The sequence below is a fragment of the Streptomyces sp. NPDC051041 genome, from assembly GCF_044456065.1.
GTDB lineage: Bacteria > Actinomycetota > Actinomycetes > Streptomycetales > Streptomycetaceae > Streptomyces > Streptomyces glaucus.
Genome location: NZ_JBITFM010000006.1, coordinates 328,483 through 355,371, shown reverse-complemented (window position 1 = coordinate 355,371; position 26,889 = coordinate 328,483). Strand labels below are relative to the sequence as shown.

The window sequence follows — 26,889 nt, the reverse complement described above, 5'->3', positions numbered from 1 at the left end:
ATCGAGCACCGCAACATCAAGCGCGGCCATCACGGATCCCCCAAGGTCCCCGACAGTGTCACGCGCTGGCGAGCCCGACGTACCTAGGCACTGTGACACCTCATTTGATCTACCGTCAGACGCGCTGGCCGCTAAAATCTTGCAGCGCTTACGGCCCGGTCGACGAAGGACAGCAGATGCCGCTAGAGGTCAACAAACACGTCCAACGGATACGTCGCTACCAGCCGTTCGACGCCGACACCTCTGAGATGATCTACGAGCTGCAGGCAGACTGGACGCAGTCGCTGTTCCCTGTCGTGACGCTGAAATACCTGCTGGACGCCATTGAACGGCCAACCACGAAGACCATCGTCCTCACCGGGGACGCCGGGCATGGCAAGACGAGCCTGTGTGCCAGCCTTCTGGCCGAGCTACGGGTCGATGCCGAGCCGATCACACCAGAGGTCCGGAAGGCTGTTTTCCTCGAGCTGTCCGGGGCCGGAGACGCCAGCCGCTCTATAGGCCAGACCCGTAGCGGACGCCCGCTGTACATCCTCAGCGATCTCAGCGAGCTCAGCCCGCAGGCGGGCGCTCGCAAACTCGTGGAACTTCTTGACCCTCCGGACGAGGGCATCGCGATCATCTGCGCAAACGAGGGCCAACTACGCAAGTGCGTCGCTGAAGATAACAACCTGGGCAAAGGCGGCACCGGGCGCGCCAAGATTCTGGTGAAGACCCTCACGGAAGGCATAGTCCGGGGGCAGGTCACCGACCCCGATGGCACAGTCACTGTTATCAACCTCAACTACCAGTCCGTAGCGGCTGACAGTGACAACGGCGGACTCATTCCTTGGGTCCTGAAGCAGTGGACGACGAACCAATGGTCGCGGTGGAAGCCCTGCGAGACCTGTGATGCACGGAACGTCTGCCCGATCCTGGCCAACCGCAACGAACTAAACGATCTTACCCGCGGGCCTCAGCGTCGGGCCGCGATCCGGGACGTGTTCGCCGCGGCCGAGCGCACTGGGGCGGTAATCACGACACGCCAGGCGCTGTCGGTGACCAGCTACATGCTCACCGGCGGCCTGTCCTGCGAGAACGTCCATGCCAAGTACCAGCGGTCGCACTCGAATAGGTTGTGGCAGGCTCCCCACTTGTACCACCAGGCTCTCTTCGGTGACCGGCTGACCCAGCAACAACGTCATCTGGTTCCTGCCTTCTTCGCGCTACGAAAGCTGGACCCGGGCAAGGTCTCTCGGCGCCAGGTCGACGACCGACTGGACCCGGACACGGCTGGCGACTTCCCTCCCGCGGACGCCAGCAGCTATCTGCAGAAGGTCCGTACGAATCGGGACGTCCAGAAGCAGGCCGAGCAGTTGCGGGGCTTGTACACGTTCCTGCGACGAGCTGACTTCTTCAACAGCGACGACGACACGGACCGGTTCGCCCGCATGGGCCTGCAGGCCGGCGACGACTTCGTCCGTGTCCAGGACAAGAACCGGGACCCGGCAGACACCAGGGTGCGAGACCGCTTCCTCAAGGGCCTGGAGGCCGTCCAGGGCATCCACCGGGCGGGGAGCAATCCTGACTTCTTCATACTTGACCCCGCCTTCTTCACCCACCGTGCCCGCGCCGCCGTAATCTCCCGGCGAGTGCCCAGCAAGGGCGTCGAGGTCGTCGACCAGGTCACCCAGTGGCAAAGGGAAGCCGGCACCGGCGCAACCCCCGAGATGCAGAACGCCGTCGAGTGGCTCAACCGAGCCATCTACATTCGTATCCCGGCCGTCGCACCTAACCAGGACGCAGTCTCGGTGGAGGCGGACCTCCTGCGCTTCGAGTTGCTGACGCGGTGGGCCGCGGGCCTGCGTAGCGAGGTCCAGCACGAGGCAGAGATCCGCGGCCTGAGTGGATCCCTGGCAGAGCTGGCTGACTCGTCGAACAAAGAGGACGAGATCCAGGTGCTGGTGGGCAACATCATGAGGAAGCTCATGATCGACGTCGGCGACAAGATCAGGTCGGTGCGTGCGTGATGGCTGATCGTTCCAAGGCCGAGGTCGTCCTTCGCCTCTTCGGGGTGAATCTCGAACAGCAGGGCCGCGGTTTCTACGTCCCGCTTGAGATGCTCGCGATCGCCCGCGGCGTCTACCTGGCGCATCAGGAGGACCCCGAGAAGTTCCCGGGGCTCCTGGACAACGGAGCCGCCACGGCTTACAAGAGGACCTCGCACGACCTGGCCCGGCGGATCGCGACCAAGGCCCGCATCGTCGAGGGCGACGAGGAACTTAGCAAGGCCGTCGAGCTGGACTCTCCCGAGACGATGGAAACGCTCCACGCCCTGTTCTCGTCCCTGTTGGTTGAGATCCCTGGACGTCGTAGCCAGCCCAGTTGGTTCGGCGCGCACATCTATCCGTTCGTCGGTGAGCTCATCCACTACGACGCAGTCGAACGACGAATCAAGCAGATCGACGCATCCCCCAAGAGGAGCGCCAAGAAGCGCAAGCAGGCCAGCAAGGTCACTGCCGGCACCAACGCTCCGAGTATCGAGCGCTACCTCTTCCGCGATGGTGGGAGCTGGGCCTACAAAGTCCTACGCACAGACCCTGATCCGGACCGCAAGGAAGCGACCCGACAGGGCCTGCGCGACCTCGTGCAGGACAGCGGCACCCCGCTGGGCAACCTTGCCAAGGCGCTCAGCGCGCACGACTTCGACTACGACGAAGCGCCCGTGGAGGGCTCAGACGCAGAAATCAAGCTGCATGAGGATCTCAGCCCGTGGCCTGATCTGCTGAGGGAAGGGACCCGCAACATCGTCACTCGGATCGCGACGGTCCCCAGGGCCAAGCGCACCGAGAGCCTCATGCACTGGGTCCCCTACTGCTTGGCACGCCACCAGCTGCACCTCGCACGCACGAAGCTCGGTGCTACCAATCGCGAGTCGATCCTGTTGGACTTCGGCAACGAGGCAACCCCGCTGCGCAGAGAGTCGCAGAAGAACCTCACCGGCTTCCGCAATGACATCGTCAACGCGATCAACGTCCAGGCTCGGGAAATGATCGACGAACTCGAAACCGAAGGCGACGAGGCCAGGAAGCGCCGCTACGAAAGATTCACGAAGGAGGCCGGCAACGCGGTCGGCTCGCCTCGAGCGTTCTTCAGCGAGACCCTCGCTGCTGTGGGAGCCCTGAACGCGACGGTTGGGCGCCGGCACTTCACCATGAAGCCGCCGATGCTTGAGGGCTTGGTATCTGCCACCGTCCCGCAGGGCACGGAGATGGAGTTCGACCAGTTCTGCGCGCTGCTGTACGAGAAGTACGGGCTCGTGGTGGAGAACAAGGTCGCAGCTGCGAGCCCGTTGGCCTATGAGGTCGACTCATCGGTCCTTGACCACAACGGCAAGGCGTTCCGGGAGAAGCTGGCCGCTATCGGTCTGCTCACTCAATATTCAGATGCAACCAGCATGGTTCGAGGGGAGCCCCGGTGACCGACAGCAGCATCCGAGCGCTCGGTCGGTTCGTCGCCGACGAAGCACTCCGCAAGGTCACTGAGATCAGCGGAGCCCGTGCCGTCCTGCGAGTCAGCGGGTTCGACCGGCCGACCGTGGCCGAGGCCCTCCGTCGCACGGCCCAGAGGCTGTTGGAGTCGCCGGACCGTCAGGTTGTCGTCAAGGTCGGAACCTCAGAGCCCATTGAAGGCGTCCCTGCTGACTACCTCCTGGATCCGCAGGACCAGCTGACCAAGTGGCGAAATTCGGGACAGGGTAAGGCGGTGTTGCTCTTCGAGTGGGGGCAGTCTCCGGACGCACAGGGGCTGGCGGCCATGAATGCCCTGGACGATGCCGCGATCCTGGGCGATTACCACGACGCCTCTGGCGAGCGCGGGTTCGACAGGTTCATGGCAGAAGCCTGGCGGGAGGCGGGTGGCAGCGGCACCGTTCCGGCCCTGATGGTCGAATTTCTGCCGGAGATCTGGCGTGCCGTCACCGATGAGGAGCCCCGGTCCTTGCACCGCTGGGCGGCCTTCCTGGTGGAGACCGCGCAGAAGGTCGCAGCAACTCAGGTCCACACCCCTGACGTGGTCTACCCCGAGATCTCTGCAGCCTTGCCCGCTCTTGACCTCTTCCCGGACCGAGGACTCTTCCTCAAGCCCGCCGCGCTGCCGGCCCGGATCAAGAAGAACGTCTCGGTCAGTGCCTTCAAGCAGCCCACCGGCAAGGAGATCACCGAGGACGACCTGATAGACCGCATCACCGCGACCGAATTCAGCGAGGAGTCCCTGGACCACATTGGCACGGACTCCGAGTCTGCCAGGACGCGTATGCGCAGCCTCGTACTGAACCTCAATCGCAGTGGCTCTACCCCGCAGGATTCTCGTCAGCTGCGCCGCGAGCAGGATCTGACCCTCTGGCTTGAGGTCTTCGAGCAGAAGTCCAAGAAAATCGGTCTAGGCCAGCAGGTCCGGCAGGAGATCGAGAGGGCCGACGCAGATCGGGTCGACGAGTTCGACGCCATGATGATCGAAGATGCGCTTGATCGCGGAGACCAGGAAGCCGCACAGCGATTCCTTGACGAGTCTCCCGTTGGTGGAGCCGATCCGTTGGCCGACCTGCTGTCCAAGCGGTCGCGCCGCAAAGTCGAGAAGCTTGCCTTCCCGGACTCTCAGTTCGTCCAGGACCCACTGCGTGCCCTGTTGCGCGAGCTGACCTACTTCTCTGACGAAGAGGAAGGCTCCGTCGTCGTCGGGCTTGAAGGCAACCAGGAAGCAGGGCGATGGAGCCGCTGGCTGTTCGCTTTCCTGTACGCACGCACCCTGCGTGATATCCAGGACTCCACCGGCCTTCGCCTGACTCTGGAGGTCAAGGACTGCCTGCTGGACCTGACCAAGCCGCCCCTGCCGGAGGAGGACGAGCCCTTTGACCCGAACACCGAGTGGGCCCCGCTGCGCATCCTGGTCGAGATGGACGGCGCCGCCCAGCGACGCTTTCGCTGGGACCCCCTGGGCATCCCCGGGCAGATCGCACTGGCGGCCCTCATCCACGGCTGGCGAAACCCCCCTGGCCATGCCAGCAATCTGACCTTCGACACCTTCCTCGAGAAGTTCAATGACCCCCGGCAGTGGCAGGTCGACGAGCCTGTGCCTGTCCCTGCATCACATTTCGCGGGTCAGCTCGAGCGCCTCAAGCTGGAGCACTTCGAGCGGTTCTCCGACGGGCTTGACGCCGGGAAGATCAACGATTACGTACGCGAGTGGGAAGGCATACTCCGCGAAGCTCGCACCACCCTGGTTCCCGACAACGCTCCGAACGCAGACCTTGAGGCCGTCGTCCTGACCGATGTCGTTGGGCTGGCCGATCACCGCATGATGATGCTGGCCACCCACCCGCTGAAGCTGCGCTGGCTGGCAAAGAACTACGCGGAGGCAGCCAGCAGCATCGAGACCGCCCTGAACAGGGAGGGAGGTCTGAGTCTCAACCAGGAGAACGAGGATCTCTTCTTCGACGCCATCGACCGTATCTCCCCACATGGGACACCGGCGGTCCTCGTCGGGCCCGGCGGCACGATCGCCATCCCGATGCGCGAATCAGCCGGGCACGAGGAGTACGCCCCGGTCCGCCTCAGCGGCAACGAGTCCAAGGAATGGCTCTCCAGCGTCGACGAGACGGCGATCGACGAGATGGTCCGCGTCATCACCGACTACCTGACGACCTACCCCCACAAGCTTGACGGCCTACGCGTGCTGCTCCTGGACCGCAACGGCGACCCTGTCCTGCCGATGCGCGTGGCCAAGCAGATGCGAGCCAAGAACCCTCGCCTGAAAGTTGATCTGGTTGTGCTGGCTCCCCAGGCCACCCATCACGAGATCATCCAGGGTTTCGACCTGCACTTCTCCGGTGCGGAGATGTCCGAGGACAGCTTCCTGCCCGACGTCCAACTCATCCTGCAGGCATGGGAGCCCGACCAGGAAGCAGACCTGTCAGGGCTAGAAGACTCCATCGACCTCGCGCTGGCTCCGGCACTGTTCGGTACCCAGACCAGCATCAAGGAGAGCACCAAGAAGGAGTCCTTGTCGGGCTCCTTCAACCCTTGGAAGCACCCAGCTTCACACAACCTGGCTCAGACCAGCGAGAACGTCGTGAGAGCGCTGTTGCCCGAGACCGCCGACGAGACTCTTGAGTCCTGGTCAACCTTGTGCGTGCGCTACGACCGCCGTTCCCCGGTCTCCCGGGAGAGTGTCGACGGCATCGACTACTTCGAGATGCAGGTGCAGTTCGACCAGCACCAAAACTTGTTCGCCACTTTGCATCGCGTGGCCCACTGGGTCGTCACCCTCGACAGTTTCATCGGCCGTGAGCAGATCGATGCCCTGCGCAACCGCCCTGACGTCATCCTCGTCAAGCCCAGTGTTGGCAAGAACGAGTCCTACACTCTCATCGTCAGCTCGCAGACCGGTCGGCAGTTCGTCGTCCAGCGCCTGCGGCGCCGCCTGGAGCAGATCGGCGTCGTCACCCCGCAGGACTCCGAAGGCACCGCTAAGCGAATCTACGAGGTCGGCCGCAACGTGGCCCCTGGCGCCGTGCTGCGCTCCCTCGGCATCGGCACCACGGTCAACGAAGTCGTGGGCCTGGTCGCGACGCGATTTGTCATCGATCAGCAGTTTCCCGTCTCTCGGCAGGGTACGAGCCTGGTCACCTGGATCAGCTTCGACGAGCACCATCGCTGGTTCGGTCGCGGACAGAAAACCCGTGCCGATCTGGGTCGGTTCGTGCTGACCATCCAGGACGACGGCACAGTTCGCCTGGATGTCCTGGTCGCTGAGTCCAAGTTTCGCCAGACCTTCGACGTCGGTTCGGCTGAAGAACAGCTCAACCGCACCACCGACCTGTGTGAGGATGCCTTCCGTTCGGACGGCGAGGCTCGCCACGACCGTCCCTTCTGGCTGGACGAGCTTGCCGCCGCAATCGCCCAGACCAGTGGAAGCGCCCTGCAGGCCGCAGACCTTCCAGCTCGCACCTTGATCGGTAATGACGACCACCGTCAGGTCGAGGCGACGGTCCTTGACGCCCTACGCTCCGAAGATGTCCAGCTCGGTCAGGTTACCGGCGTTGCCGTGGCCATCTCAGCCGAGGATGACCAGCCGGCACCCGCGGTCGGAAGCCTCGGCAAGCACACCCTGGTGAGGCTGAACAAGCAGGAATTGCTGAGCCTCATCGGCGCTCTGCGCGCCAATCAGGACCCCACCAATGCCGACCGCCTTGTTGTCTCTGGGAACCTCAGTGGGGCGGTTCAGGTCCCCGACGATGTCGTCAAGACCTCCTCAATGGGTATTCCCGTCGAACTGCCCACCCCGGAAGAACCGACGGCACCTGTTGAGGTTGCCCGGGCGGCCGCGCCAACGTCCCTGCCGGAACATGGAGTTGCGCTTCACCCTGCCGCAGAGGTAGATCCTGTCCCTCTGAAGGTTCACCGCGGTGGGCTCTCCGACGAGGAGCTGAGGCTTCGATACAACAAGGTCGTTGACGTCTTCGCCCGCCACAAGGTCGCGGTCACCGCTCCGGAAGTCGGCAAGTGGCAGGAAGGACCCGGCTTCTACATCTTCCGGTTCATCCCCAGTCCTGGGGTCACCGTGGATAAGCTGACCAACCGGCGCGACGAGATTTTCCTGGCCCTGGCATTGCCCTCCGGGTTCAGCATTCGCACCCGTAGCGACCGCGGCTCCGTGCTCTTCGAGATCCCCAAGATCGACGACGAGAAGTACGGAGTCGACGCCAAGGCGCTTTGGCAGCGGTGCCCGGCCGATCCCGAGAGCCTCATCGCCCCGCTGGGCACCGACATCGAGGGCAACCCCGTCACCATTGATCTGTCCTCCGCAGACTCCCCGCACTTGCTGGTAGCCGGCACTACTGGATCAGGAAAGTCCGTCGCCCTGGACACGATTCTCAAGGGCCTGGTCCGGTACGACAAGAGCACTCTGCGACTCCGCCTCGTCGATCCCAAGGGCACCGAGCTTGTCGACTTCGAGGACGACCCTCACCTTGACGGCATGATCGGTATGGACGCCGCTGACGCCATCGAGATCCTTGAGGAAACCGTCGACGAGATGGCCGTGCGCTACAAGGACATGAAGGCGATCCGCACACGCAAGCTCGTCGAGTACAACGCCAAGGTCGACAAAGCAGACCGAAAGCCCTGGATCGTCATCGTCCTGGACGAGTACGCCGATCTCACCAGCGATCCCGAAGAGAAGAAGCAAATCGAAGCGTTGCTCAAGCGCCTGACGCAGAAGGCCCGCGCTGCGGGCATCCACGTCATCGCAGCCACGCAGCGACCGAGTGCGGACGTTATCTCGACGACTATCCGCTCAAACTTCCCTGCCCAACTCGCCCTGCGGGTCAAGACGGCGACCGACAGCCGCATCATTCTGGACGAGACTGGAGCCGAAGCTCTGGCCGGACAGGGCGACGCCTTTCTGCACACGGCCAAGGGCACCATACGACTGCAGGTGGCCTACGACGGGAGCTGACCAGACCCCGCCAGTTTGATCAACTCCATTTCATAGAGGGGGCAAGAAGGCCACCAGCGGCACGAGCTCTTCTCGCTGAACCGGGCGAAGATCAGATGGCCGCTACCGCCAGCGACGCGACGGTCAGGAGGCATTCCTCGGATGCTTCGAGGCTTGGACCTCCTGCCGCCGGGCGGCCACTGCCTCGATGACAGTCGCGGCACACGCCTCTGGTTCGAGGTGTTCCCAGAAGCGGAGCACCAGCCAGCCTGCCTCCGCGAGGCGGTCGTCTGTGTCCCGGTCGCGCTGGATGTTCCGGCCGATCTTTTCTTCCCAGTACGACCGGTTCGTCTTCGGCATCACGAAGTGCTCCGGGCAGCCGTGCCAGAAGCAGCCGTCGATGAAGACTGCGACTTTCACCGGGCGGAAGACCATGTCGGCCGTGCGGCGCATCTTCGGGAGCGGCTTTGCAGCCACCCGGTAGCGCAGTCCAGCGGCGTGGACAAGCGAGCGGAGGAGCAGCTCGGGCGCGGTATCGCGATTCCGGTTGCCAAGCATGCTCCGCCGGCTCGCGGCCGACGACGCCCACGACCCCTCCGGTGGTGTCCACTGCTCGGCCGGCGCTTCCGGTAGTCCTTGCTCGCTCATATCTCCAGCAGCTTAGGGACAGCTTCCTCCGGGTCGTCCCGCCTGGCGAGGACCCATTCCTATCCGTCCAGCTCTATTCTCGGCGCTTCCCCGTGGTGGAGGCGGGCAACCGCAAGCCGCGCACTCACCGACGCCACCCGGTCGCAGGCCGACGATCGCCGACCGCTGCGACGGGAGTGGCCTAGCGGCGGCGGGATCTCCACTCACAGAGTCCCGTCCTGCAGCAGCGCCTTGAAGGCGTCTGCCTCTCGCTGCAGCACAATGCGCCCGTCGCCGTCGCTGAACGCCAGGATCCGGCCGCCTGCATCCAGGCCGGCCTCCGCGAGGAGCCCCAGCGGCAGGGACACACGGCCGTCGTCATCGATCTGCAGTTCTGCTGGTTCGCGTATCACAATCGCAGTCTGCCAGTCTCCAGGCAGGACTGGGCTGCCCTGACCAGTCCGGCAATCAACCGCCCAGGTGCATCACCCTCTGTGACACGTAGATCCGTAAGCCTGCTCGCCTCGTCGGCCTTCGCGGATACGGCGCGAATCGCGGACTCAGCGGCCGTTGGCTGAGGTCTCGCTGGGAGCCATCTGGGAGCCAACCCGCTCCCCAAGCCCTTTCCAGACCACCCGACACCACCGCACTCCAACGCCTTGACCAGGCAAAACAGCAAAGAGACCGGTGATGATCATGCCCGAACCTAATTCGGGACGAAGAGGTCGTGGGTTCAAATCCCGCCACCCCGACAGAGAAACACCAGGTCCCCTACCTACTCACGTGAGTAGGTAGGGGACCTGTCTCGTCTGCGTGTCTATCTGCGTGACTACCGGCTCCCGCGTGTCTACGGCCGCTGCCGATCAGCGCCGAAGATTCCGTCCATGACCACGGCACCGGTCTGGATCACGGGCCGGATCTGCTTCCGGTAGGCCTCCTCGGTCACAGCCGTGCCGGAGTGGCCGACGAGCCGGGAGATCTCCTCCAGCGGGACGCCGCGGTCGGAGAGCAGGAAGACGTGGTCCCAGGTGAGCGCCCGCAGCTCCTCGGTACGCGCACCGGTCAGCAGGGCTACGACGATGTAGGCGTGCATCGAGGTGCCCTCGGCTGCTTTCAGCACCGCCTCGGCCTGGGCGAGGGTGGAGGCCTTGACGGACGCCCCGGCTGCCCCTGGGGCACGGAGCACAGCTCGACGACACGGTCTGCTCGGTGAGTTCCCGCCCGTCGGCGTCGGAGGAAGAGCGCGCCGCCCTTGACCTCGCCACGGGCACACCCGTCCTGGAGATCTGCCGCACCGCCTTCACCGAGGACGAACGCCCCGTCGAGGTCGACCAGATGCCCCTGGACGCCGGTTCGTACGTCCTGGAGTACCGCCTGAGCAGCTGAGCTGTTACAAGGTTCCTCTACCTCATCTACCTCATCAAGCCCCGGCTGTGCTGCGCTCCCGCCTTCGGCCCGCTCCACTGTGTTGCGGTGTTTGTACCGCTCCTTGTCGAAGCCGGGGGGACGTCCCTTCGACTGCTGCCTGATTTCCACCAGCGGATCGCGCAGGCTCACCGCTGTCGGCAGCACCGGGCCTCACCTTCACCGCGCCGTCCTTTGAAGAGTTCGGCGACGTGGATGAGGCGCGCTTGGGCGCCCCGGCGGCATGCTGGTGGGCGCGTACCGAGGTGGAATCGACGTTGACGTTCCAGTCGATATCGCCTGCGGTATCGGCGAGGGCCTGGACATGCTGCAGGAGCCTGTTCCAGGTGCCGTCGGCCGACCACAGCAGGTGCCGCTTGTGGACGGCCTGCCACGGGCGGAACCGCTGAGGCAGTTCACGCCACTGCACTCCGGTGCTCGGCCGGTGGATGATTCCGTTGATCACTTGGCGGTGGTCTCGCCATCGGCCGCATCGGTAACAGCTCACCGGCAGCAGCGGCTCCGTGACGGCCCACTCCTCGTCGGTCGGATCACCTCTGCTGAGCATGTCCGGGACGGTGAAGTACTTGTCGGGCAGGTTGCGGTTATGCCTCGGCCTTCTTCATCAACTCCACCAGGCTGGAGAAACTGTCCGTGGCGTGGCCGGCGTCCATGCCGCGCCGGAAGAGTTCGGCGACCGCGGCCGGGAGGACGGTGTCGACACCCGAGTCGGCGTTGGTGTGCAGGACGTGCTCGACGCTGGCCATCCCCATGGCCAGGCGGTCCACGTCGCCGAGGTGCTTGCCGGCGTCGATGCGCTCGGCGTAGAAGGCGAAGAACCCGGGAAGCGAGTTCGCGGTGTCGGTGGCGTGCTGCAGGATGTCGGCCGCTGCCAGGCCGTTGGCGTGGGCGAGAGCGATCGCTTGCCAGTAGCTCAGCATGGAGGTCCAGAACATGACCATGCCGATCTGGTAGAAGAGCGCGGCGAGCCCGGGGTCCTCACCCTGGTAGTCGGTCCGGCCGGTCACGACTTCGAGCACCGGACGGTGCTTGTCGAACGCTTCACGCGGACCGCTGTAGAAGGTGGCCGAGGCGGACTGGCCGATCCCGGAGGGCGGCACAGTAATACCTCCCGTGAGCTGCACGGCACCCCGCTCCGCCATCCAGCGGGCGGCGGAGCGGGCTTGCTCGGGGGTGGCAGAGCTGAGATTGACCAGGACTCGGCCGGCCAGCGCCGTCACCGCGGGTTCCAGCACCTCGTACATCGCGGCACAGTCCGTGAGGCTGAGGAGTGCGACCTCGTTCGCGGCAAGGGCCTCCTCGACGCTCGGCGCGAGGACCGCGCCGCGGGCCACCAGGGCATCCGCGCGAGACGCCGTGCGATTCCACAGGGTGACCGCGTACCCGCGGTCCAGGAAGGCCGCGGCCATGGCCTGGCCCATGGGGCCGAGTCCGATGACGGTGAGCGACTGCTTGGCGCTGCTCATGACGCGATCCCACCCTCGCTAAAACGATCGCTCTACCCAGTGCGCGACGGCAACATATCACGGCTCTAGAACGAACGCTCTACCCAATGGATCGATACAGTGGCCGCATGCAGACCAGCACCCGGGACCGGATCGTCGTCGCCGCGTCACGCCTCCTGCAGCGGCAGGGCTATGTCGGCACGGGCATCAAGCAGATCGCCCAGGAGGCGCAAGCCACCCTCGGCTCCGTCTACCACTTCTTTCCGGGCGGCAAGGAGGCCGTCGCCGTGGCTGCGATCAAGCACAGCGGCGAGGAATTCGCGACGCTTCTGCGGAAGGCACTGGACAGCGAGGAAGACCCGGCGGAGGCAGTGATGGGCTGCGCCCGGCAACTCGCCAGGGAACTGCGCGAGTCGGGCTGGATCGACGGCTGCCCCGTCACGGCAGCGGCCCTGGAGACGCTCGGAACCGACTCAGGGATCCAGCAGGCCTGCGCCGACGCACTGCGCAGCTGGGAGCAGTTGGTCTTCGACAAGCTGCTGCACTGCGGCTTTCCCTCCCAGAGCGCCCGGGAGCTGGCGCCCACCATCATCGGCGCCCTGGAAGGTGCCGAAGTCACCGCTCAGGTCTACCGCAGTGAGGAACCACTGGAGGCGGCGGGCCGGCAACTCGCCCGCCTTGTGCGCTCGTACGAGGCCTACCCACCCCGCTGAAGCGGCCGACGTCGATCGGAGAGACAGGGTCTAGTCGCGCTTGGGCCAGATCGGGCCCTGGTCGGTCCAGATGACGCCCTTGTTGCGGCACAGGCAGAAGGGGTGGCCGATCGGGTCGGTGTAGACCTGCCAGCCGTAGCCGTCGGGGCCGATGAAGTCCTGCCTCAGCGTCGCGCCGAGGTCGAGGACACGGCGCTGCTCGGACTCGATCTCGTCCACTTCGAAGTCGAGGTGGAACTGCTTGGGGTGCTCGCGGTCGGGCCACTGCGGAGCGCGGTAGTCGTCCACCCGGATGAATGCCAGCTCGATCTCGCCGAACTGGATGCCGGCCCAGTCCTCGGAGCTGCCTTCCTTGATCGGACGGCCCGTCACCTCGGAGTAGAAGGCCGCCAGCTTCATCGTCTCCGGGCAGTCGATGATGAAATCGGTGAGTCGCAGCATCCCGGGATCTTGCCACAAGATCACACCCGGCTTCGGGACAGGCCCTGAGCCGCTCCGCTGAAGTGTGGGAACGGAAGGCCCTGGGGCTTCGCCCCCCTCGGCTGGGCCGTCTCCGGGCCATCCGAGGCTGCTCAGTGCCGACCGACGACCACCAACGACAGTCGTAGCGAGCGACCGCCCCAGGTCACCCGATTGGATCTGTGACACTGGACAGGCCACGCCCAAGCCCGGAGAGCTGAGCCGACGTGCGCTGATCCGGCGCCTCGCTGCACCGGGTGAGTGTTCGACTGCGTGACGACGCCGACGAGCAACCGCGGACGAGCGCGGACGTCTGCGGACCATCGGCGCAGGTGACGGGCACGCCCTACCACGTCGGCAGCCCTGCCGAAGCTGCCTCGGGACGAAGAGGCCGTGGGTCACGGCGCCTACGCCGGTGCCGACCCAGCCGGAGCGACTCGGCTGCCGGCTCTCCCGTGCTTCGGTCGCCGACCCGGCCCGCGGACTCACCTCAGTGCCTCCTTCGCGTCGTCCAGCTCCTGGCCGAAGCCCCGACCATACGTCTGCGCGTTCGGGTCCTCGTGGTAAGGGCCGCCGTTGCAGCGGGCGGCGAGCTGCTGCATCCGCGCACGGGTCATCTGCTCCGGCGGTACGTCGGCGAAGCCGCTCTCGGCTTTCCGCCGCGCGAGGTGCTCCGAGGCGATGAAGATGTTCTCGGCCGGGTCCTTGATCGCGGTCACGGCCTGGTCCCGCTGCATGCCGGTGAGGTGCTGGGGGCCGTACCCGAGGACCTCCGCCGCGCGGCGGACCCGGATGGACAGGGGACCCATCGATGTCCGGTCGGGATCCTCACCACCGGGAAGGATCTTGCGTCCCTCGTACGCCGCGTCGTCGAGCCGGCCGGGACCGCCCTCGACTTCATCAGGAGACGGGACGGTGACAGCACCCGCCGGCACCTCGCACGCGGTGTACGCCCTCATTCGGCCTGTGCTCGGGTGGACACGTCCGCCGAGCAGTGCGCCTGGTGGTACTCCTCGGCGATCGGGGTCGACCTCGTGCCGGCACTCCCGGTCGCCGGCCGCCCCTGGTGACCGCACGCCCAGGGGCGACACATCCGGATCCACGAGAAAGCTCGGGAACCTGCCGGAAGGGGCACTACGGGCGTCGGATTCTCCCGGATCGAGCGGAAAGTGAACTGTCCAGTCCAATCGGCCGTCGGATCCGGACCGATCGCTCGACTTCGCCGACGTGCGCCGGGAACCCCGGCTTCCTGTGGAGCGTCCCTCCATCGGGAGGGGAATCCATGGCCGAGGATCTGACGATCGGCGAGCAGGTCGTGTTGCTCACTCTGGACGAAGAGACCGGCATCCTGCGCGAAGCGCCGCTGCGGGTGTCCCTGGCGGTTTCTGCGGCCGCCTTGCTGGAACTGGGCTTCTCCGGGCACCTGACGGAGCGTGACGGCTCACTCGTCGTCGCTGGAGCGTCGACGCCGGTGGGTCCGGCGGCCGCGGCCATGGCCGAGCACATGCGGAGCCATCCCGAGGAGACACCCCGGGAGTGGTTGCTGGCCGTACGCGAGCAGGCACTCGGCATGGCGTACCGGGGACTATGGGAGAAGGGACTGGTACGAAGGCAGGGACGGCGGGTCCTCGGCGTCTTCGGATCGGTGAAGTACCCGGTCACGGGCCTGCCGGAACTCGTGGCGCTGCGAGGGCGGCTGGCAGCCGTCCTCGCACAGGACCAGAACCCCGATGAGCGCACAGCGGCACTGATCACCGTGCTGCACCATGCGGGTCTCCAGGCCGTCTTGCCGCGGGATTCCGGGGGGAGGGCACCCGAGTACCGTCTGGCCGCGATCGCCGAGGGGCAGGGCCCGGCCGCGGCACTCGGAGACACGATCCGCACCACGGTCGCCGCTCTCACCGCGGTCATCGCCTCGTCCGCCCTGTAGAGAAGGCCTCACCCGAGGTGTCCGCGGACCCGCCGGCCGGATCCGCAGACCTTCGCTCCGTATCGATTCCGCGGCAGCTCGGCCGGTGACCACGGCGGCGAGCCGCCCGTTCCCGCGGTGGACGCCAACGGCGCGATTGCCGCCGAGCCCGGCGGTCGCTGCTGCCGCCCTGGCCGCTCGGTCGGGAATCGCGTGCCGGTCACCCCGGCCAGCCGGCAGCCGGCGAACGCCCCGAGTCCCCAACACCCCACCGGCGCAAGGAGGAAGCGCGCCGGCACCGAAGTCGGGCTGCGCCCCGCGAAGGACGGCGATGCGTGATCAGCTTGGGGTATGGAGACCATCATCGCCAGCGGCATAGCCGTCCTGGGGACGCTGCTCGGTTCGGGGATCACCCTGGCGTTCCAGCAGCGCACCACCGACAGGAGCCACCAGTTCACCCGCCGTGAGAAGCTCCGGCAGGAACGACTCGACGCCTACTCCGCCTACGCCGGCGCGCTGGTCAACTACCGCCGCTGCCTGATTCACCTCTGGTTCTGCGAACACGAACACCCACCGCCGGAGGACCCCGACACCGTGCGGATCCGCGCCTACGATCTGCGCTCCAGCGCCCAGGAGGCGCTGTTCCGGGTGCAGATGCTCACCGACGACGAGGCGCTGAGCCGGGCCGCGGAGAACGTGCTGGCAGACATCATGGCGCTGTCCAGGACAGGCAGCAGAACCGAACTCGACGATGCCAGGGTACGGACCCGTGACGGCATCAGCCGACTGGTCGGAGCAGCCAAGCAGCACCTCTGAGACGCTTGCGGACGCGCCGGTCCGCCGGGGACCGCGCAGGCCGCACCGGGAGCGGCCGCCGAGGGCGCTCGGGTCCGCGGGGCGCGGGTGGGTCCGGTTCACGGGGCCGGGGAGCCGTGCCCGCCGGAGCCGCCCGGTCTGACCAGTCCGGTCTCGTAGGCGAGCACGACGGCCTGGGCCCGGTCACGGAGGCCCAGTTCGGCGAAGATGCGGGCCACGTGGGACTTCACGGTGGCTTCGCCGAGGGTCAGCTCGGTGGCGAGTTCGGTGTCGGACAGGCCGCGGCCCAGCAGGGTGAGGACCTCCCGTTCGCGGGGTGTCGGGGCCGAGAGGTCGGCGTGCACGGTGGGCGGGTGGGCGGACGGGGTGGCGAAGCGCTCCACCAGGCGCCGGGTGATCGACGGGGCGAGCAGGGCGTCGCCGGTGCCGCCGGCGCGGGCGGCAGTTCCGGGGACTCGGCGACGGCGGCGGCAAGGACGGGGGGGGTCCTCGCCGACGCGAACCGCTGCTCCGCCGCCCCGTGGCGGGGCCGGGCGCCGGCCGCCCGGCTTCCCCTCCCGTACGGCGGGGCACCGGCCGTCGTTCGGTGACCACTGGAACCACCCGCCCCGTCGGGGCAGTCTCTCCCCTCGTGGGGAGCGTTCCTAATCAGGGTCCGGGGCCGGGACAGGGGCAGAGGCCGGGGGGTGATCCGTCGGCGCACATGGTGGTGTGCGGCGACGACGGGCTCGCGCACCGGCTCGCCGCCGAACTGCGGAGCGTGTACGGCGAACAGGTCACGCTCGTCGTCCCGCCCTCCCGGCGCGGCGTACGGCAGCCGGTGGTCGGGCGGGCCCGCGCCGTGGCGTTGCTGGGCCGGGTGGTGAACGTGACCGCCAACCGGGGCACGGGCGGCGGTGACGGCCGGGTCGTGGAGGCCGCCGAGCTGACCGAGGCGGTGCTCGCCGACGTGGGCGTGGATCGGGCCGCCGCGCTGGCGCTCGTGTACGACGACGACGAGACCAACATCCGCGCCGCCCTCACCGCCCGCCGCCTCAACCCCCGGCTGCGGCTGGTCCTCCGGCTCTACAACCGGCGGCTGGGGCAGCACATAGAGGAACTGCTCGACCAGGCGGCGGCGTTGGCGTCCGAGGGCTCCCCGGGGCCGGACATCGACGCCTCCACGACCGTGCTGTCCGACGCCGACACCGCCGCGCCCGCGCTGGCCGCCACCGCGCTCGCCGGGACCAGCAAGGTCGTCCAGACGGACGGGCTGCTGCTGCGCGCGGTGGAACGGCCGCCGCCCCGGCCGGGCACGGTGGCCGATCCGGGGCTGTGCACGCTGGCGCTGCTGTCCGCGACGAGCAACGACCCGGCGGGCGCGGACGGTTCGGAGAGCAGCGGCGAGCAGGGGCCGCAGTTGCTGCCCGACGCGGCGGCGGTGGCGGCGGCGACCGGGCGCGGGACGGTGGTGCTGGAGCAGGTGTCGTACGCCGGGGCCTCGGCGGCCTCGGGGCGCGGCGCCGGGGTGCCGCCGCTGGCCTCGCTGTTCTCGCGGCGGCTGCGGTGGTCGCTGACGGGGCTGGTGGGGTGCGTGGTCGCGCTCGCCGTGGCGTTGTCGGTGGTGACCGGGAAGGACCTGCTGTACGCCACGTACGTCACGCTGCTCGACCTGTTCGCGATCAACGAGCCGGCGGAGCACCAGTCGGTGCCGCGTCAGCTGCTGCAACTGCTGTCCGCGCTGGTCGGGTTGCTGCTGCTGCCGGTGCTGCTGGCGGCGGTGCTCGAAGCGCTGGGGACGTTCCGCAGCGCGTCCGCGTTGCGGAAGCCGCCGCGCGGGCTCGGGGGGCACGTGGTGCTGCTCGGACTCGGGAAGATCGGCACGCGGGTGCTGACCCGGCTGCGCGAGCTGCACATCCCCGTGGTGTGCGTCGAGGCCGACCCGGAGGCGCGGGGACTGGCGACGGCGCGGCGGCTGCGGGTGCCGGTGGTGCTCGGGGACGTCACGCAGGAGGGCGTCCTGGAAGCCGCCAAGATCCACCGGGCACATGCGCTGCTGGCGTTGACCAGCGCGGACACCACGAATCTGGAGGCCGTGCTGTACGCCCGGTCCGTGCGGCCCGATCTGCGGGTGGTGCTGCGGCTGTACGACGACGACTTCGCGACCGCCGTGTACCGCACCCTGCGGGCGGCGCACCCCGGTGCGCTCACCCGGAGCCGGAGCGTGTCGCATCTGGCCGCGCCCGCGTTCGCCGGGGCGATGATGGGGCGTCAGATCCTGGGGGCGATCCCGGTGGAGCGGCGGGTGCTGCTGTTCGCGGCCGTGGAGGTGGCCGGACATCCGCAGCTGGAGGGGAAGACGGTCGGCGAGGCGTTCCGGGCGGGGGCGTGGCGGGTGCTGGCGCTGGACACGGCGGGGGCGACCGAGGAGCGGCGCGTGCGGCCGGGGGCCGACGGCGCCGGCGAGGGGGCGCGGGCGTCGGGACTGGTGTGGGACCTGCCCGACACGTATGTGCTGCGCGGCGAGGACCGGGTGGTGCTGGCCGCGACCAGGCGAGGGCTGGCGGAGCTGCTGGGGCGGCGGACACGGGAGCGGGCCGGGGCGCAGGGGTCGGGGCCGTAGGCGCCGGAGCGTGGGGCCGGGGGGCGGGCCGCGGGGCCGGGGAGGGGGCCGCAGGGGCGGGTCCCCTCCCCCTCCGCGATCCGCCGAAGGCTCCGCCAAGCCCCGGCACCGGGCCCGGGCCTCGAGGCCCGGGCCTTGTCCGCTCACGGCCCGGTCCGGGCGGGCACGACGCGGACCGGGCGGGCACGGCGCGGACCGGGCGGTCCTTCGGCTAACCCGGCAGGTGCCTCGCCGCGAAGTCCAGCTCCAGGCGGACCTGCTTGATGCGTTCGTCGACCACCAGGGAGCCGTGGCCCGCGTCGTAGCGGTAGACCTCGTGGACCGCGCCCCTCGCCTCCAGGCGTTTGACGTAGTTGTCGATCTGGCGGATGGGGCAGCGGGGGTCGTTGACGCCGGCCGAGATGTGGACCGGGACCTTGACCTGGTCGACGTAGGTCAGCGGGGACGATGCCTCGAAGCGCTCCGGGACCTCCTCGGGCGTGCCGCCGAACAGGGTGCGGTCCATGGCCTTCAGGGCTTCCATCTCGTCGTGGTACGCCGTGACGTAGTCGGCGACCGGGACCGCGGCGATGCCCAGCGCCCACGCGTCCGGCTGGGTGCCCAGGCCGAGGAGGGTGAGGTAGCCGCCCCAGGAGCCGCCGGTGAGGATCAGCCGGCCGGGGTCCGCGAGGCCGGACGAGATCGCCCACTCGCGGACCGCGGCGATGTCCTCCAGCTCGATGAGGCCGACGCGGTGCTTCAGGGCGTCGGTCCAGGCCCGGCCGTAGCCCGTCGAGCCGCGGTAGTTGACGCGGACCACCGCGTATCCGTGGTCGACCCAGGCCGCGGGGCCGGCCGCGAAGGAGTCGCTGTCGTGCCAGGTCGGGCCGCCGTGGATGTCGAAGACCGTGGGGAGGGAGCCCGTCGCGCCCGCCGGCTTCTGGACCAGGGCGTGGATGCGGCCCCCCGGGCCCTCCACCCACACGTCCTCCACGGGGACGGATCCCGGGGACTTCATGCCGGGCGGGTCCAGGACGACCCTGCCCGTGGTCGAGCGGACCGCCGGGGGCTGTGCGGCCGACGACCAGAGGTACTCCACGCTGCCGTCCGGACGGGCCGTCGCGCCCGACACCGTGCCGGGCGGGGTCGGGACCCTCGCCAGCTCGCGGCTCGCCAGGTCGTAGCGGAACAGCTCGCTGCGGGCCTCGAAACCGTGCACGATCAGCAGGCCCGTGCCGTCCGGGTACCACTCGGCGCCGACGTCGCCCGGCAGCTCCAGCGCCAGGTCCGTCTCCTCGCCCGTCGCCACGTCCCAGACCAGGGGCTCCCAGCGGCCGCGGCGCTGGTGGCCGACGAGCAGCCGGGTGTCGCCGTCGACGGGGGCGAAGCCCAGCACCTCCAGGCCCAGCTCCCGCGTGCCGTTCCCGGTGTCGTCGAGTTCCGCGACCGTCGTGCCGTCGGGGCGCAGGACGCGCAGCGCCGAGTGCATGGCGTCGCCGTGCTCCGTGTGCTCGACGGCGATCAGCGAGCCGTCGTACGACAGGTCGCCGACGCCGGCCGACTCGCGGTGGCGGTAGATCTCCACCGGCGCCTCGCCGGTGCGGACGAGGTGGATCGTCGTGCCGTCCTCGTCCGTGGAGCGGCCCACGACCGCCGTGCGTCCGTCCCGGCCGAGGGCGAGGCCCGCCGGGTAGGACGGGTCGAGGCCGGGCGCCGCGAGCTCGTCCTCGCCGCCCGCGAAGGGCTGACGGCGCCAGACGCCGAACTCGTCGCCGTCCTTGTCGTCGAACCACCAGATCCACTCGCCGTCCGGTGAGAGCACTCCGTCCGTCGTGCCGTTGGGCCGGTTCGTGACCTGGCGCTGCTCACCGGTCGACCGGTCCCAGGCGTACAGCTCGTACGTCCCCGTCGCGTTCGAGACGAACAAGGAGCGGTCCGGCGCGTCCTCCGCCCAGTCGGGCAGTGACACCCGGGGCGCCCGGAAGCGCTTCTCCCAGTCCGGCATCTCCTCGCTCTGTCCTCGTTGCCCCCGCTGATCCCATTCGTCCCGCGAGACGGACTTGTTGCTCTCAGTCATGGCCCCATACTGCCTGCCTCCGCCGACACATGGCCGGTCAGCTCCTCAGCCTGTGGACAACTCCGACCTGTGGACGACCCCGCGACCGTGCGATGAGCGGTCGTGCGCCGAACGGGCGTGTACCGACGGTCGTGCGCCGAGCGGTCGCACGCCGACGACCGCGCGCCGCGCGTCATGCACCGACGGTCGCGCGCCGCGCCGTCTGTGCCGGGCTGGGCGGGCGGGGCGGGGCCGATTGTCAGTGGCGGGGTGCACACTCCTGGCCATGACCGATCTGCGCAGCACAGTCGTGCCCCTGTGGGTGGCCGCCGAGGCCGGACACCGCATCGCGCCCGTGGCTCGGCCGGCGGGCGGCGGAGCCGGGACTTCCCCGGGCGGCACGGCACCCCGCGGCCGGGATTCGCCCGTCCGCCCCGTACCGTGGAGGGCGTGTACCGGTTTCTGCTGACGCCCCGCTGGTGGGGGATCAACGTCTTCGTGCTGCTCGCCGTCCCCTTCTGCATCTTCATGGGGTCGTGGCAGCTGGGCCGGTTCGAGGACCGTGTGCAGGACCACCGCAGCGCCGGCGCGCAGGCCGCGTCCGCCCGCAAGGAGGCGCCCCGTCCGCTGGCGGAGCTGCTGCCCGTGGACAAGGCGACCGTCGGCAGGCAGGTCACCGCGACCGGCCGGTACGGCAAGCAGTTGCTCGTCCCGGACCGCAAGCTCGACGGCAGGAGCGGGTTCTACGTCCTGACGCTGCTGCGCACCGACTCCGGCCGGGTGCTGCCCGTCGTGCGGGGCTGGCTGCCCGGTGCGGCCGACCCGGCGAAGGCGCCGGCCCCGCCCACCGGCGAGGTCACGGTCACCGGAGCGCTGCAGGCCTCGGAGACCCCGGGCGAGAACGGCGTTCCCGCGCGCAGCGGCCTGCCGGCCGGGCAGACGCCGGCGATCAGCGCGGCGTCGCTGGTGAACCTGGTGCCGGACGACGTGCACGACGCGTGGGTCACGCTCAACCGGGGCGACTCCGGGATGCGGGCCGTGCCCGCGACCACGCCGCAGAACACGGGCCTGGATCTGAAGGCGTTCCAGAACCTCGGCTACACGGCCGAGTGGTTCGCCTTCGTGGGTTTCGTGATCTTCATGTGGTTCCGGCTGCTGCGCCGGGAGGTGGAGTTCGCGCGGGACGCGGAGCTGGGCCTGGTCGCCGAGGAGGAGCGGCGGCAGCCCAGTCCGACCGGCGTGTGACGGCAGCGACGGAACCCGGCCGGCGTGGTGCGACCCCGGCGGTACGGCCTGACCGGCGTGTGACGGCAGTGGCACAGCCCGGCCGCCGTGGGACGGCGGTGGCACAGCCCGGCCGGTGTGGGACCGCGGCGGTCCGGCCCGGCCGGCGGTGCGCCCGCGACCCGGCCGGCCGCCGGCCCGCTACGCCCCCGCCAGCAGTCCCGTCCAGTACACGGTCCCCGCGCACGCGTTGGGCACGGTGACCGTCGCCGACGCCGCGCCCGTCTCCGCCGTGTACGTCACCACGACGCTGCCGTCGGCCGGGCCGTCCGCCGTCATCAGCTGGGCCGCCGTGCCCGTCTCGGTGTCGGTGGTGGTGCCGCCGTCGGCGCTCGTGCCCTCCGTCGGCGTGGGCTCCGGGGTCGGGTCGACGGTGCCCGCGCCGCCGCCCGTGCCGCCGTCGGTGCCGCCGCCGGTCGTGGGACAGGTCTCCGAGGGCACCCAGGCGAACTTCACCTCGTAGGCGGCGCCCGGCGCCAGCACCAGCTGCGCGGCCTCCTGGGACGGGGCGGGCAGTCCGGCCGCCGCGTCCCCGGCCACGTGCCGGGCCGTGCCGAGCTTGGCCTGGTCCGCAGCGCCCTGTGCGAGCACGCTCACCCCGCCGGGGCCGCCGACGGTGCAGCCGGCGCCGGAGACGTTGGTGACGCGGAAGGAGCCGTAGACGGCTCCGGTGGAGTCGGGGGCGGCGGTGCTCCCGGTGGCGGAGCCGAGCTGGGCGGCCGTGCACGCGGCGGTGGAGGCCGCGCTGCTGGAGGAGGGGCCGGCGCCCTTGTCGGGGCCGGTTCCGGTGCCGGTGTCCGGGTCCCTGACCGTGTCCTTGTCCTCCTCCTTCGCCTCCCCCTTGTCCTTGCCCTCGGCCTTGCCCGAGCCGCTCCCGGCGGTGCTCTCCCCGCCGCCGGGGTCCTTGCCCTGGCCGACGCCGCCCTGTGCCTGGGAGGCGTGCCCGGCCACGGACGGGTTGGCGTCGGGGCCGGTGGTGTGGGAGACGTGCACGAGGGCGGGGATCGCGGTGCCGATGAAGAGGGCGGCGGCCGCCATGCCGACGGCTGCCTGCCGCTTGCGGGCCCGCCGGGCGGGCACCGCCCGCCGCAGATACTCCAGGGTGCCGTCGCGCGGCTCCACCCCCTGGACCGCCTGGTGCAGCATCCTGCGCAGTGCCAGCTCGTCCGATTCGAGCCCGTCGGGCCCCTGAACGTCGGGGCCCTGGTCGTCGGGGCCGTGGTTCACAGTTCCGTTCCCAGCGTGCGAGTGCTTCGGCTGTTGCTCGTTCGTCCTGGTCGGCTCGCGCCACTCGTGGAGCTCGTGGCGTGGGGGCGCGTCGCGCCGCCCGTCGTCGCCGTCGCTCATGCGGGCGCCTCCATCGCCAGCCGGAGCGCCGCGATGCCACGCGAGCCGTACGCCTTCACCGAGCCCAGGGAGATGCCGAGCGTCTCGGCGACCTGCGCCTCCGTCATGTCCGCGAAGTAGCGCAGGACCAGCACCTCGCGCTGGCGGCGCTGCAGTCCCTTCATCGCCTTGATGAGGGAGTCGCGCTCCAGCTGGTCGTAGGCGCCTTCCTCGGCGCTCGCCATGTCCGGCATCGGCTTCGACAGCAGCTTGAGGCCGAGGATGCGGCGACGCAGCGCCGACCGGGAGAGGTTGACGACCGTCTGCCGCAGATACGCCAGGGTCTTCTCCGGGTCGCGGACGCGTTTGCGTGCCGAGTGGACGCGGATGAAGGCCTCCTGGACGACGTCCTCGCAGGAGGCGGTGTCGTCGAGGAGGAGTGCGGCGAGACCCAGCAGCGACCGGTAGTGGGTGCGGTAGGTCTCGGTGAGGTGATCGACGGTGGTACCGGCGGCTACCGCGTTCTCGGGGTGCTCGGCGCCGTCGCGCTGGTCCGGTATGCGGGCGGGCCGCGCTGCGGGCATGGGCGCGATCACCGGCATGCCACCGGACGCGCCCGCCGCGCGGGGCCGGACGGGCCGACGGGGCGGCCGCAGGGCCGTGCCGCGCGTCGCCGCTGGGGGTATCCCCTGCTCGAAGAGCTTGGGAGAGAAGTCGAGTACCTCTGCCACGCCAGTTGGACACGCGTCCCCCCGCAAGGGTTGTACGTGCCGGGCGCCGCGTTCGCGTCGGCGTCCGCCTGCGCCGCCGGCCGCGTTCTCACGGCCGGCAGCACGACCGACGGCACATCAAATGCCCTCATGCGTCCTGATCTCCCCCTATGTCCCATGAGAACGAGCGTCCCCACGCTCGTTCCTCGGCGTCCCCACGCCTGTTGAAGCGCTCCCACGGCCCGAAGGGGCGACCGCAAAGACGCCCCCCGCCCTCCGCGTGGTTGCGGAGGGCGGGGAGGAAATCCTCTAATGCCGAAAGAGGCGCGTACAAGTGTTCCGAACGATCTTTCGGGTCACATCCCGCACCCGGATCCTACTGACCGATCCCGCACCGGCCGGGACTTTTTCTGCGCCGGAGCCCTTTCACGACAGTTCCGCCACCATCCCTCAGCGGTTCCGCCACCCCTCAGCGATTCCGCCGCCCCTCAGCGGTGCCGCCGCCCCTCAGCGATTCCGCCGTCTGACGACGGTGCCGCCGCCACCAGTTCCGCGATCTGCGCGGTGTTGAGCGCGGCCCCCTTGCGCAGGTTGTCGCCGCAGACGAACAGTTCCAGGGCGGTGGGGTCGTCGAGCGCCCGCCGCACCCGTCCGACCCAGGTCGGGTCGGTGCCGACCACGTCGGCGGGCGTGGGGAACTCGCCGGCCGCCGGGTTGTCGAAGAGCACGACGCCGGGCGCGGTGGCGAGGATCTCCCGGGCCTTGTCGACGGTGACCTCGCCCTCGAAGCGGGCGTGCACGGTCAGCGCGTGCGCGGTGACCACCGGCACCCGTACGCAGGTGACGGCCACCGGCAGCCGCGGCAGCCCGAGGATCTTGCGGGACTCGTCCCGCAGCGCCGTCTCCTCCGACGACCAGCCGTCGTCCTGGAGCGTCCCGGTCCACGGGACGACGTTCAGGGCGACCGGCTCCGGGAAGGGCCCGGTGCCGTCCCCGACGGCCCGGCGCAGGTCGCCGGGGCTGGTCCCGAGTTCCGTGCCGGCCACCAGGGACATTTGCCGGCGCAGCGTCTCCACGCCGGCCCGGCCCGCCTCGCTCACCGCCTGGTACGAGGAGACCACCAGCTCGCGCAGCCCGAACTCGGCGTGCAGCGCGCCCAGTGCCACGATCATGGACAGGGTCGTGCAGCGCGGGTTGGCGACGATCCCGCGCGGGCGGGTGCGCACGGCGTGCGGATTGACCTCGGGCACGACGAGCGGCACGTCCGCGGCCATGCGGAAGACGCGGGAGTTGTCGACGACGACCGCGCCGCGGGCGGCGGCGCGCGGCGCCCACTCGGCGGCGACCTCGTCGGGGACGTCGAACAGCGCGATGTCGACGCCGTCGAGGGCTTCCTCGGTCAGCGCCGCCACCTCGACCTCCTCGCCGCGCACGGCCAGCTTGCGGCCGGCGGAGCGCGGCGAGGCGATCAGGCGGATCTCGCCCCAGACGTCCGCCCGCTGGGACAGGATCTGGAGCAGGACCGTGCCGACGGCTCCGGTCGCCCCCACGACCGCGAGCGTCGGACGTCCGGCCCGGGTGGACCGTACGGTTTCGGCCATCAGCGGCCGGTGCCTCCGTAGACGACGGCCTCGTCGCTGTCGGAGTCCAGCCCGAAGGCGGTGTGCACGGCGCGGACGGCCTCGGGCACGTCGTCGGCGCGGGTGACGACCGAGATGCGGATCTCGGAGGTCGAGATCAGCTCGATGTTCACGCCCGCCTCGGACAGGGCCGTGAAGAAGTCGGCCGTGACGCCCGGGTTGGTCTTCATGCCGGCGCCGACGAGGGAGATCTTGCCGATCTGGTCGTCGTAGCGCAGCGAGTCGAAGCCGATGCCGGCCTTGTTCTTCTCCAGCGCGTCGATGGCCTTGCGGCCCTCGGTCTTCGGCAGCGTGAAGGAGATGTCCGTCAGGCCCGTGGCGGCGGCGGACACGTTCTGCACGACCATGTCGATGTTGACTTCGGCGTCGGCGATCGTGCGGAAGATCGTGGCGGCCTCGCCCGGCTTGTCCGGCACGCCGACGACCGTGATCTTGGCCTCGGAGGTGTCGTGCGCGACACCGGAGATGATGGCCTGCTCCACCTGCTTGTCCCCTTGCTCGATCGGCTCGCTGCTGACCCACGTGCCCTGCAGCCCGCTGAAGGAGGAGCGGACGTGGATCGGGATGTTGTAGCGGCGGGCGTACTCCACACAGCGGTGGAGCAGCACCTTGGACCCGGACGCGGCCAGCTCCAGCATGTCCTCGAAGGAGATCCAGTCGATCTTCCGGGCCTTCTTCACCACGCGCGGGTCGGCGGTGAACACGCCGTCGACGTCGGTGTAGATCTCGCACACCTCGGCGTCCAGCGCGGCGGCCAGGGCCACCGCGGTGGTGTCGGAGCCGCCGCGGCCGAGGGTGGTGATGTCCTTGGTGTCCTGGCTGACGCCCTGGAAGCCGGCGACGATGGCGATGTTGCCCTCGTCCAGCGCGGTGCGGATGCGGCCCGGCGTGACGTCGATGATCCGGGCTTTGTTGTGGACCGAGTCGGTGATGACACCTGCCTGGCTGCCGGTGAAGGACTGGGCCTCGTGGCCCAGGTTTTTGATCGCCATGGCCAGCAGGGCCATGGAGATACGCTCTCCGGCGGTCAGCAGCATGTCGAGCTCGCGCCCGGCAGGCATCGGGGAAACCTGCTCGGCGAGATCGATCAGCTCGTCCGTCGTGTCGCCCATCGCGGAAACCACGGCCACCACCTGGTGGCCGTTCTGCTTCGCTTCCACGATCCGCTTGGCGACGCGCTTGATGCCCTCGGCATCGGCTACGGAGGAGCCTCCGTACTTCTGCACGACAAGGCCCACGTGCGCTCCTCGCTCCGTTTGTGTTCTTTCCGCATATACGCCGGTGTACTGCGGGTCGGCTCAGTCTATCGAGCGGCCGAAATCACTCCCGGTGATATCGCATCGTGAGACGCCCGGCTCACTGAATGATCACCGCGGACGGCTCCGGCGCGCCCCGGTGAGCCCTTCCCCATCCCCTGACGTGC

Annotated in this window: 20 protein-coding genes and 2 pseudogenes; 9 read left to right on the top strand and 13 right to left on the bottom strand. The window is 69.2% G+C overall.

Features of this window, described 5'->3' with window-relative positions:
* The first annotated feature begins 248 nt into the window (after positions 1 to 248).
* Genes ACIBAI_RS14005 through ACIBAI_RS13995 form a run of 3 tightly spaced genes read left to right on the top strand, consistent with a single transcriptional unit; the run spans position 249 to position 8,496 of the window.
* Positions 249 to 2,009 carry a hypothetical protein gene (locus ACIBAI_RS14005; RefSeq protein ID WP_399033934.1) on the top strand — a complete coding sequence of 587 codons (1,761 nt, stop codon included), beginning with the start codon at positions 249 to 251 and terminating at the stop codon, positions 2,007 to 2,009.
* The gene (locus ACIBAI_RS14000) at positions 2,009 to 3,460 is read left to right on the top strand and encodes a hypothetical protein (protein ID WP_399033933.1); all 1,452 of its coding nucleotides are present in this window, start codon (positions 2,009 to 2,011) and stop codon (positions 3,458 to 3,460) included. Before ACIBAI_RS14005 ends, ACIBAI_RS14000 begins: the two co-directional genes overlap by 1 nt.
* A complete protein-coding gene (locus ACIBAI_RS13995) occupies positions 3,457 to 8,496 on the top strand; it encodes an FtsK/SpoIIIE domain-containing protein (protein WP_399033932.1) in 5,040 nt (1,679 codons plus the stop codon). The genes ACIBAI_RS14000 and ACIBAI_RS13995 overlap by 4 nt, the downstream gene beginning before the upstream one ends.
* A 123-nt stretch (positions 8,497 to 8,619) precedes the next feature.
* Here the strand turns inward: ACIBAI_RS13995 and ACIBAI_RS13990 are convergent, their stop codons facing one another.
* From ACIBAI_RS13990 to ACIBAI_RS13980, 3 genes and pseudogenes are all read right to left on the bottom strand, one after another.
* Complete coding sequence (locus ACIBAI_RS13990) at positions 8,620 to 9,123, bottom strand: very short patch repair endonuclease (protein ID WP_399033930.1); 504 nt, start codon at positions 9,121 to 9,123, stop codon at positions 8,620 to 8,622.
* A 203-nt stretch (positions 9,124 to 9,326) separates the two neighbouring features.
* Positions 9,327 to 9,515: a hypothetical protein gene (locus ACIBAI_RS13985; RefSeq protein WP_125505105.1), complete on the bottom strand. Its 189-nt coding sequence runs from the start codon at positions 9,513 to 9,515 to the stop codon at positions 9,327 to 9,329.
* A 434-nt stretch (positions 9,516 to 9,949) separates the two neighbouring features.
* A pseudogene (locus ACIBAI_RS13980) lies at positions 9,950 to 10,299 on the bottom strand (site-specific integrase); the annotation flags it as partial.
* 12 nt (positions 10,300 to 10,311) lie between these two features.
* Between ACIBAI_RS13980 and ACIBAI_RS13975 the strand changes: the two are divergent.
* Positions 10,312 to 10,488, top strand: a complete 177-nt coding sequence (locus ACIBAI_RS13975; protein ID WP_399033928.1) for a UTRA domain-containing protein — start codon at positions 10,312 to 10,314, stop codon at positions 10,486 to 10,488.
* 34 nt (positions 10,489 to 10,522) lie between these two features.
* Here ACIBAI_RS13975 and ACIBAI_RS13970 read toward each other — a convergent pair whose 3' ends face one another.
* A complete protein-coding gene (locus ACIBAI_RS13970; protein WP_399033927.1) occupies positions 10,523 to 11,074 on the bottom strand; it encodes a transposase in 552 nt (183 codons plus the stop codon).
* Positions 11,075 to 11,111: 37 nt separating this feature from the next.
* Positions 11,112 to 11,993: an NAD(P)-dependent oxidoreductase gene (locus tag ACIBAI_RS13965; RefSeq protein WP_399033925.1), complete on the bottom strand. Its 882-nt coding sequence runs from the start codon at positions 11,991 to 11,993 to the stop codon at positions 11,112 to 11,114.
* 107 nt (positions 11,994 to 12,100) lie between these two features.
* Here ACIBAI_RS13965 and ACIBAI_RS13960 point away from each other — a divergent pair, with 107 nt between their 5' ends.
* Positions 12,101 to 12,685, top strand: coding sequence for a TetR/AcrR family transcriptional regulator (locus tag ACIBAI_RS13960; RefSeq protein ID WP_399033983.1), 585 nt, complete (start codon positions 12,101 to 12,103; stop codon positions 12,683 to 12,685).
* A 30-nt stretch (positions 12,686 to 12,715) separates the two neighbouring features.
* On the opposite strand, the gene ACIBAI_RS13955 is transcribed toward ACIBAI_RS13960, so the two are convergent.
* Both ACIBAI_RS13955 and ACIBAI_RS13950 read right to left on the bottom strand, forming a co-directional pair.
* On the bottom strand, positions 12,716 to 13,126 hold the full coding sequence (locus ACIBAI_RS13955) for a VOC family protein (RefSeq protein ID WP_399033923.1): 411 nt from the start codon (positions 13,124 to 13,126) through the stop codon (positions 12,716 to 12,718).
* Positions 13,127 to 13,629: 503 nt separating this feature from the next.
* Positions 13,630 to 14,103, bottom strand: a complete 474-nt coding sequence (locus ACIBAI_RS13950; RefSeq protein ID WP_399033922.1) for a hypothetical protein — start codon at positions 14,101 to 14,103, stop codon at positions 13,630 to 13,632.
* Between the two features lie 323 nt (positions 14,104 to 14,426).
* On the opposite strand from ACIBAI_RS13950, the gene ACIBAI_RS13945 reads away from it, so the two are divergent.
* Both ACIBAI_RS13945 and ACIBAI_RS13940 read left to right on the top strand, forming a co-directional pair.
* The gene (locus tag ACIBAI_RS13945; protein ID WP_399033921.1) at positions 14,427 to 15,074 is read left to right on the top strand and encodes a GPP34 family phosphoprotein; all 648 of its coding nucleotides are present in this window, start codon (positions 14,427 to 14,429) and stop codon (positions 15,072 to 15,074) included.
* Positions 15,075 to 15,404: 330 nt separating this feature from the next.
* On the top strand, positions 15,405 to 15,869 hold the full coding sequence (locus ACIBAI_RS13940) for a hypothetical protein (RefSeq protein WP_399033920.1): 465 nt from the start codon (positions 15,405 to 15,407) through the stop codon (positions 15,867 to 15,869).
* A gap of 98 nt (positions 15,870 to 15,967) precedes the next feature.
* Here the strand turns inward: ACIBAI_RS13940 and ACIBAI_RS13935 are convergent.
* A pseudogene (locus ACIBAI_RS13935) lies at positions 15,968 to 16,312 on the bottom strand (response regulator transcription factor); the annotation flags it as partial.
* A gap of 260 nt (positions 16,313 to 16,572) precedes the next feature.
* Between ACIBAI_RS13935 and ACIBAI_RS13930 the strand changes: the two are divergent.
* Positions 16,573 to 18,471 (top strand): NAD-binding protein, encoded by a 1,899-nt coding sequence (locus ACIBAI_RS13930; RefSeq protein WP_399033918.1) that lies wholly within the window; start codon positions 16,573 to 16,575, stop codon positions 18,469 to 18,471.
* A gap of 211 nt (positions 18,472 to 18,682) precedes the next feature.
* Here ACIBAI_RS13930 and ACIBAI_RS13925 read toward each other — a convergent pair whose 3' ends face one another.
* Positions 18,683 to 20,527, bottom strand: a complete 1,845-nt coding sequence (locus tag ACIBAI_RS13925; RefSeq protein WP_399033916.1) for a prolyl oligopeptidase family serine peptidase — start codon at positions 20,525 to 20,527, stop codon at positions 18,683 to 18,685.
* 429 nt (positions 20,528 to 20,956) lie between these two features.
* On the opposite strand from ACIBAI_RS13925, the gene ACIBAI_RS13920 reads away from it, so the two are divergent.
* On the top strand, positions 20,957 to 21,751 hold the full coding sequence (locus tag ACIBAI_RS13920) for an SURF1 family protein (RefSeq protein ID WP_399033914.1): 795 nt from the start codon (positions 20,957 to 20,959) through the stop codon (positions 21,749 to 21,751).
* A gap of 180 nt (positions 21,752 to 21,931) precedes the next feature.
* On the opposite strand, the gene ACIBAI_RS13915 is transcribed toward ACIBAI_RS13920, so the two are convergent.
* The 4 genes from ACIBAI_RS13915 to ACIBAI_RS13900 all read right to left on the bottom strand — a co-directional run bounded on the left by ACIBAI_RS13915 (position 21,932) and on the right by ACIBAI_RS13900 (position 26,704).
* Positions 21,932 to 23,137: a hypothetical protein gene (locus ACIBAI_RS13915; RefSeq protein ID WP_399033912.1), complete on the bottom strand. Its 1,206-nt coding sequence runs from the start codon at positions 23,135 to 23,137 to the stop codon at positions 21,932 to 21,934.
* The gene (locus ACIBAI_RS13910) at positions 23,134 to 23,847 is read right to left on the bottom strand and encodes a SigE family RNA polymerase sigma factor (protein WP_399033910.1); all 714 of its coding nucleotides are present in this window, start codon (positions 23,845 to 23,847) and stop codon (positions 23,134 to 23,136) included. The genes ACIBAI_RS13915 and ACIBAI_RS13910 overlap by 4 nt, the downstream gene beginning before the upstream one ends.
* A gap of 467 nt (positions 23,848 to 24,314) precedes the next feature.
* On the bottom strand, positions 24,315 to 25,427 hold the full coding sequence (locus ACIBAI_RS13905; protein ID WP_399033908.1) for an aspartate-semialdehyde dehydrogenase: 1,113 nt from the start codon (positions 25,425 to 25,427) through the stop codon (positions 24,315 to 24,317).
* A complete protein-coding gene (locus tag ACIBAI_RS13900; RefSeq protein WP_399033906.1) occupies positions 25,427 to 26,704 on the bottom strand; it encodes an aspartate kinase in 1,278 nt (425 codons plus the stop codon). The genes ACIBAI_RS13905 and ACIBAI_RS13900 overlap by 1 nt, the downstream gene beginning before the upstream one ends.
* Positions 26,705 to 26,889: the final 185 nt, after the last annotated feature.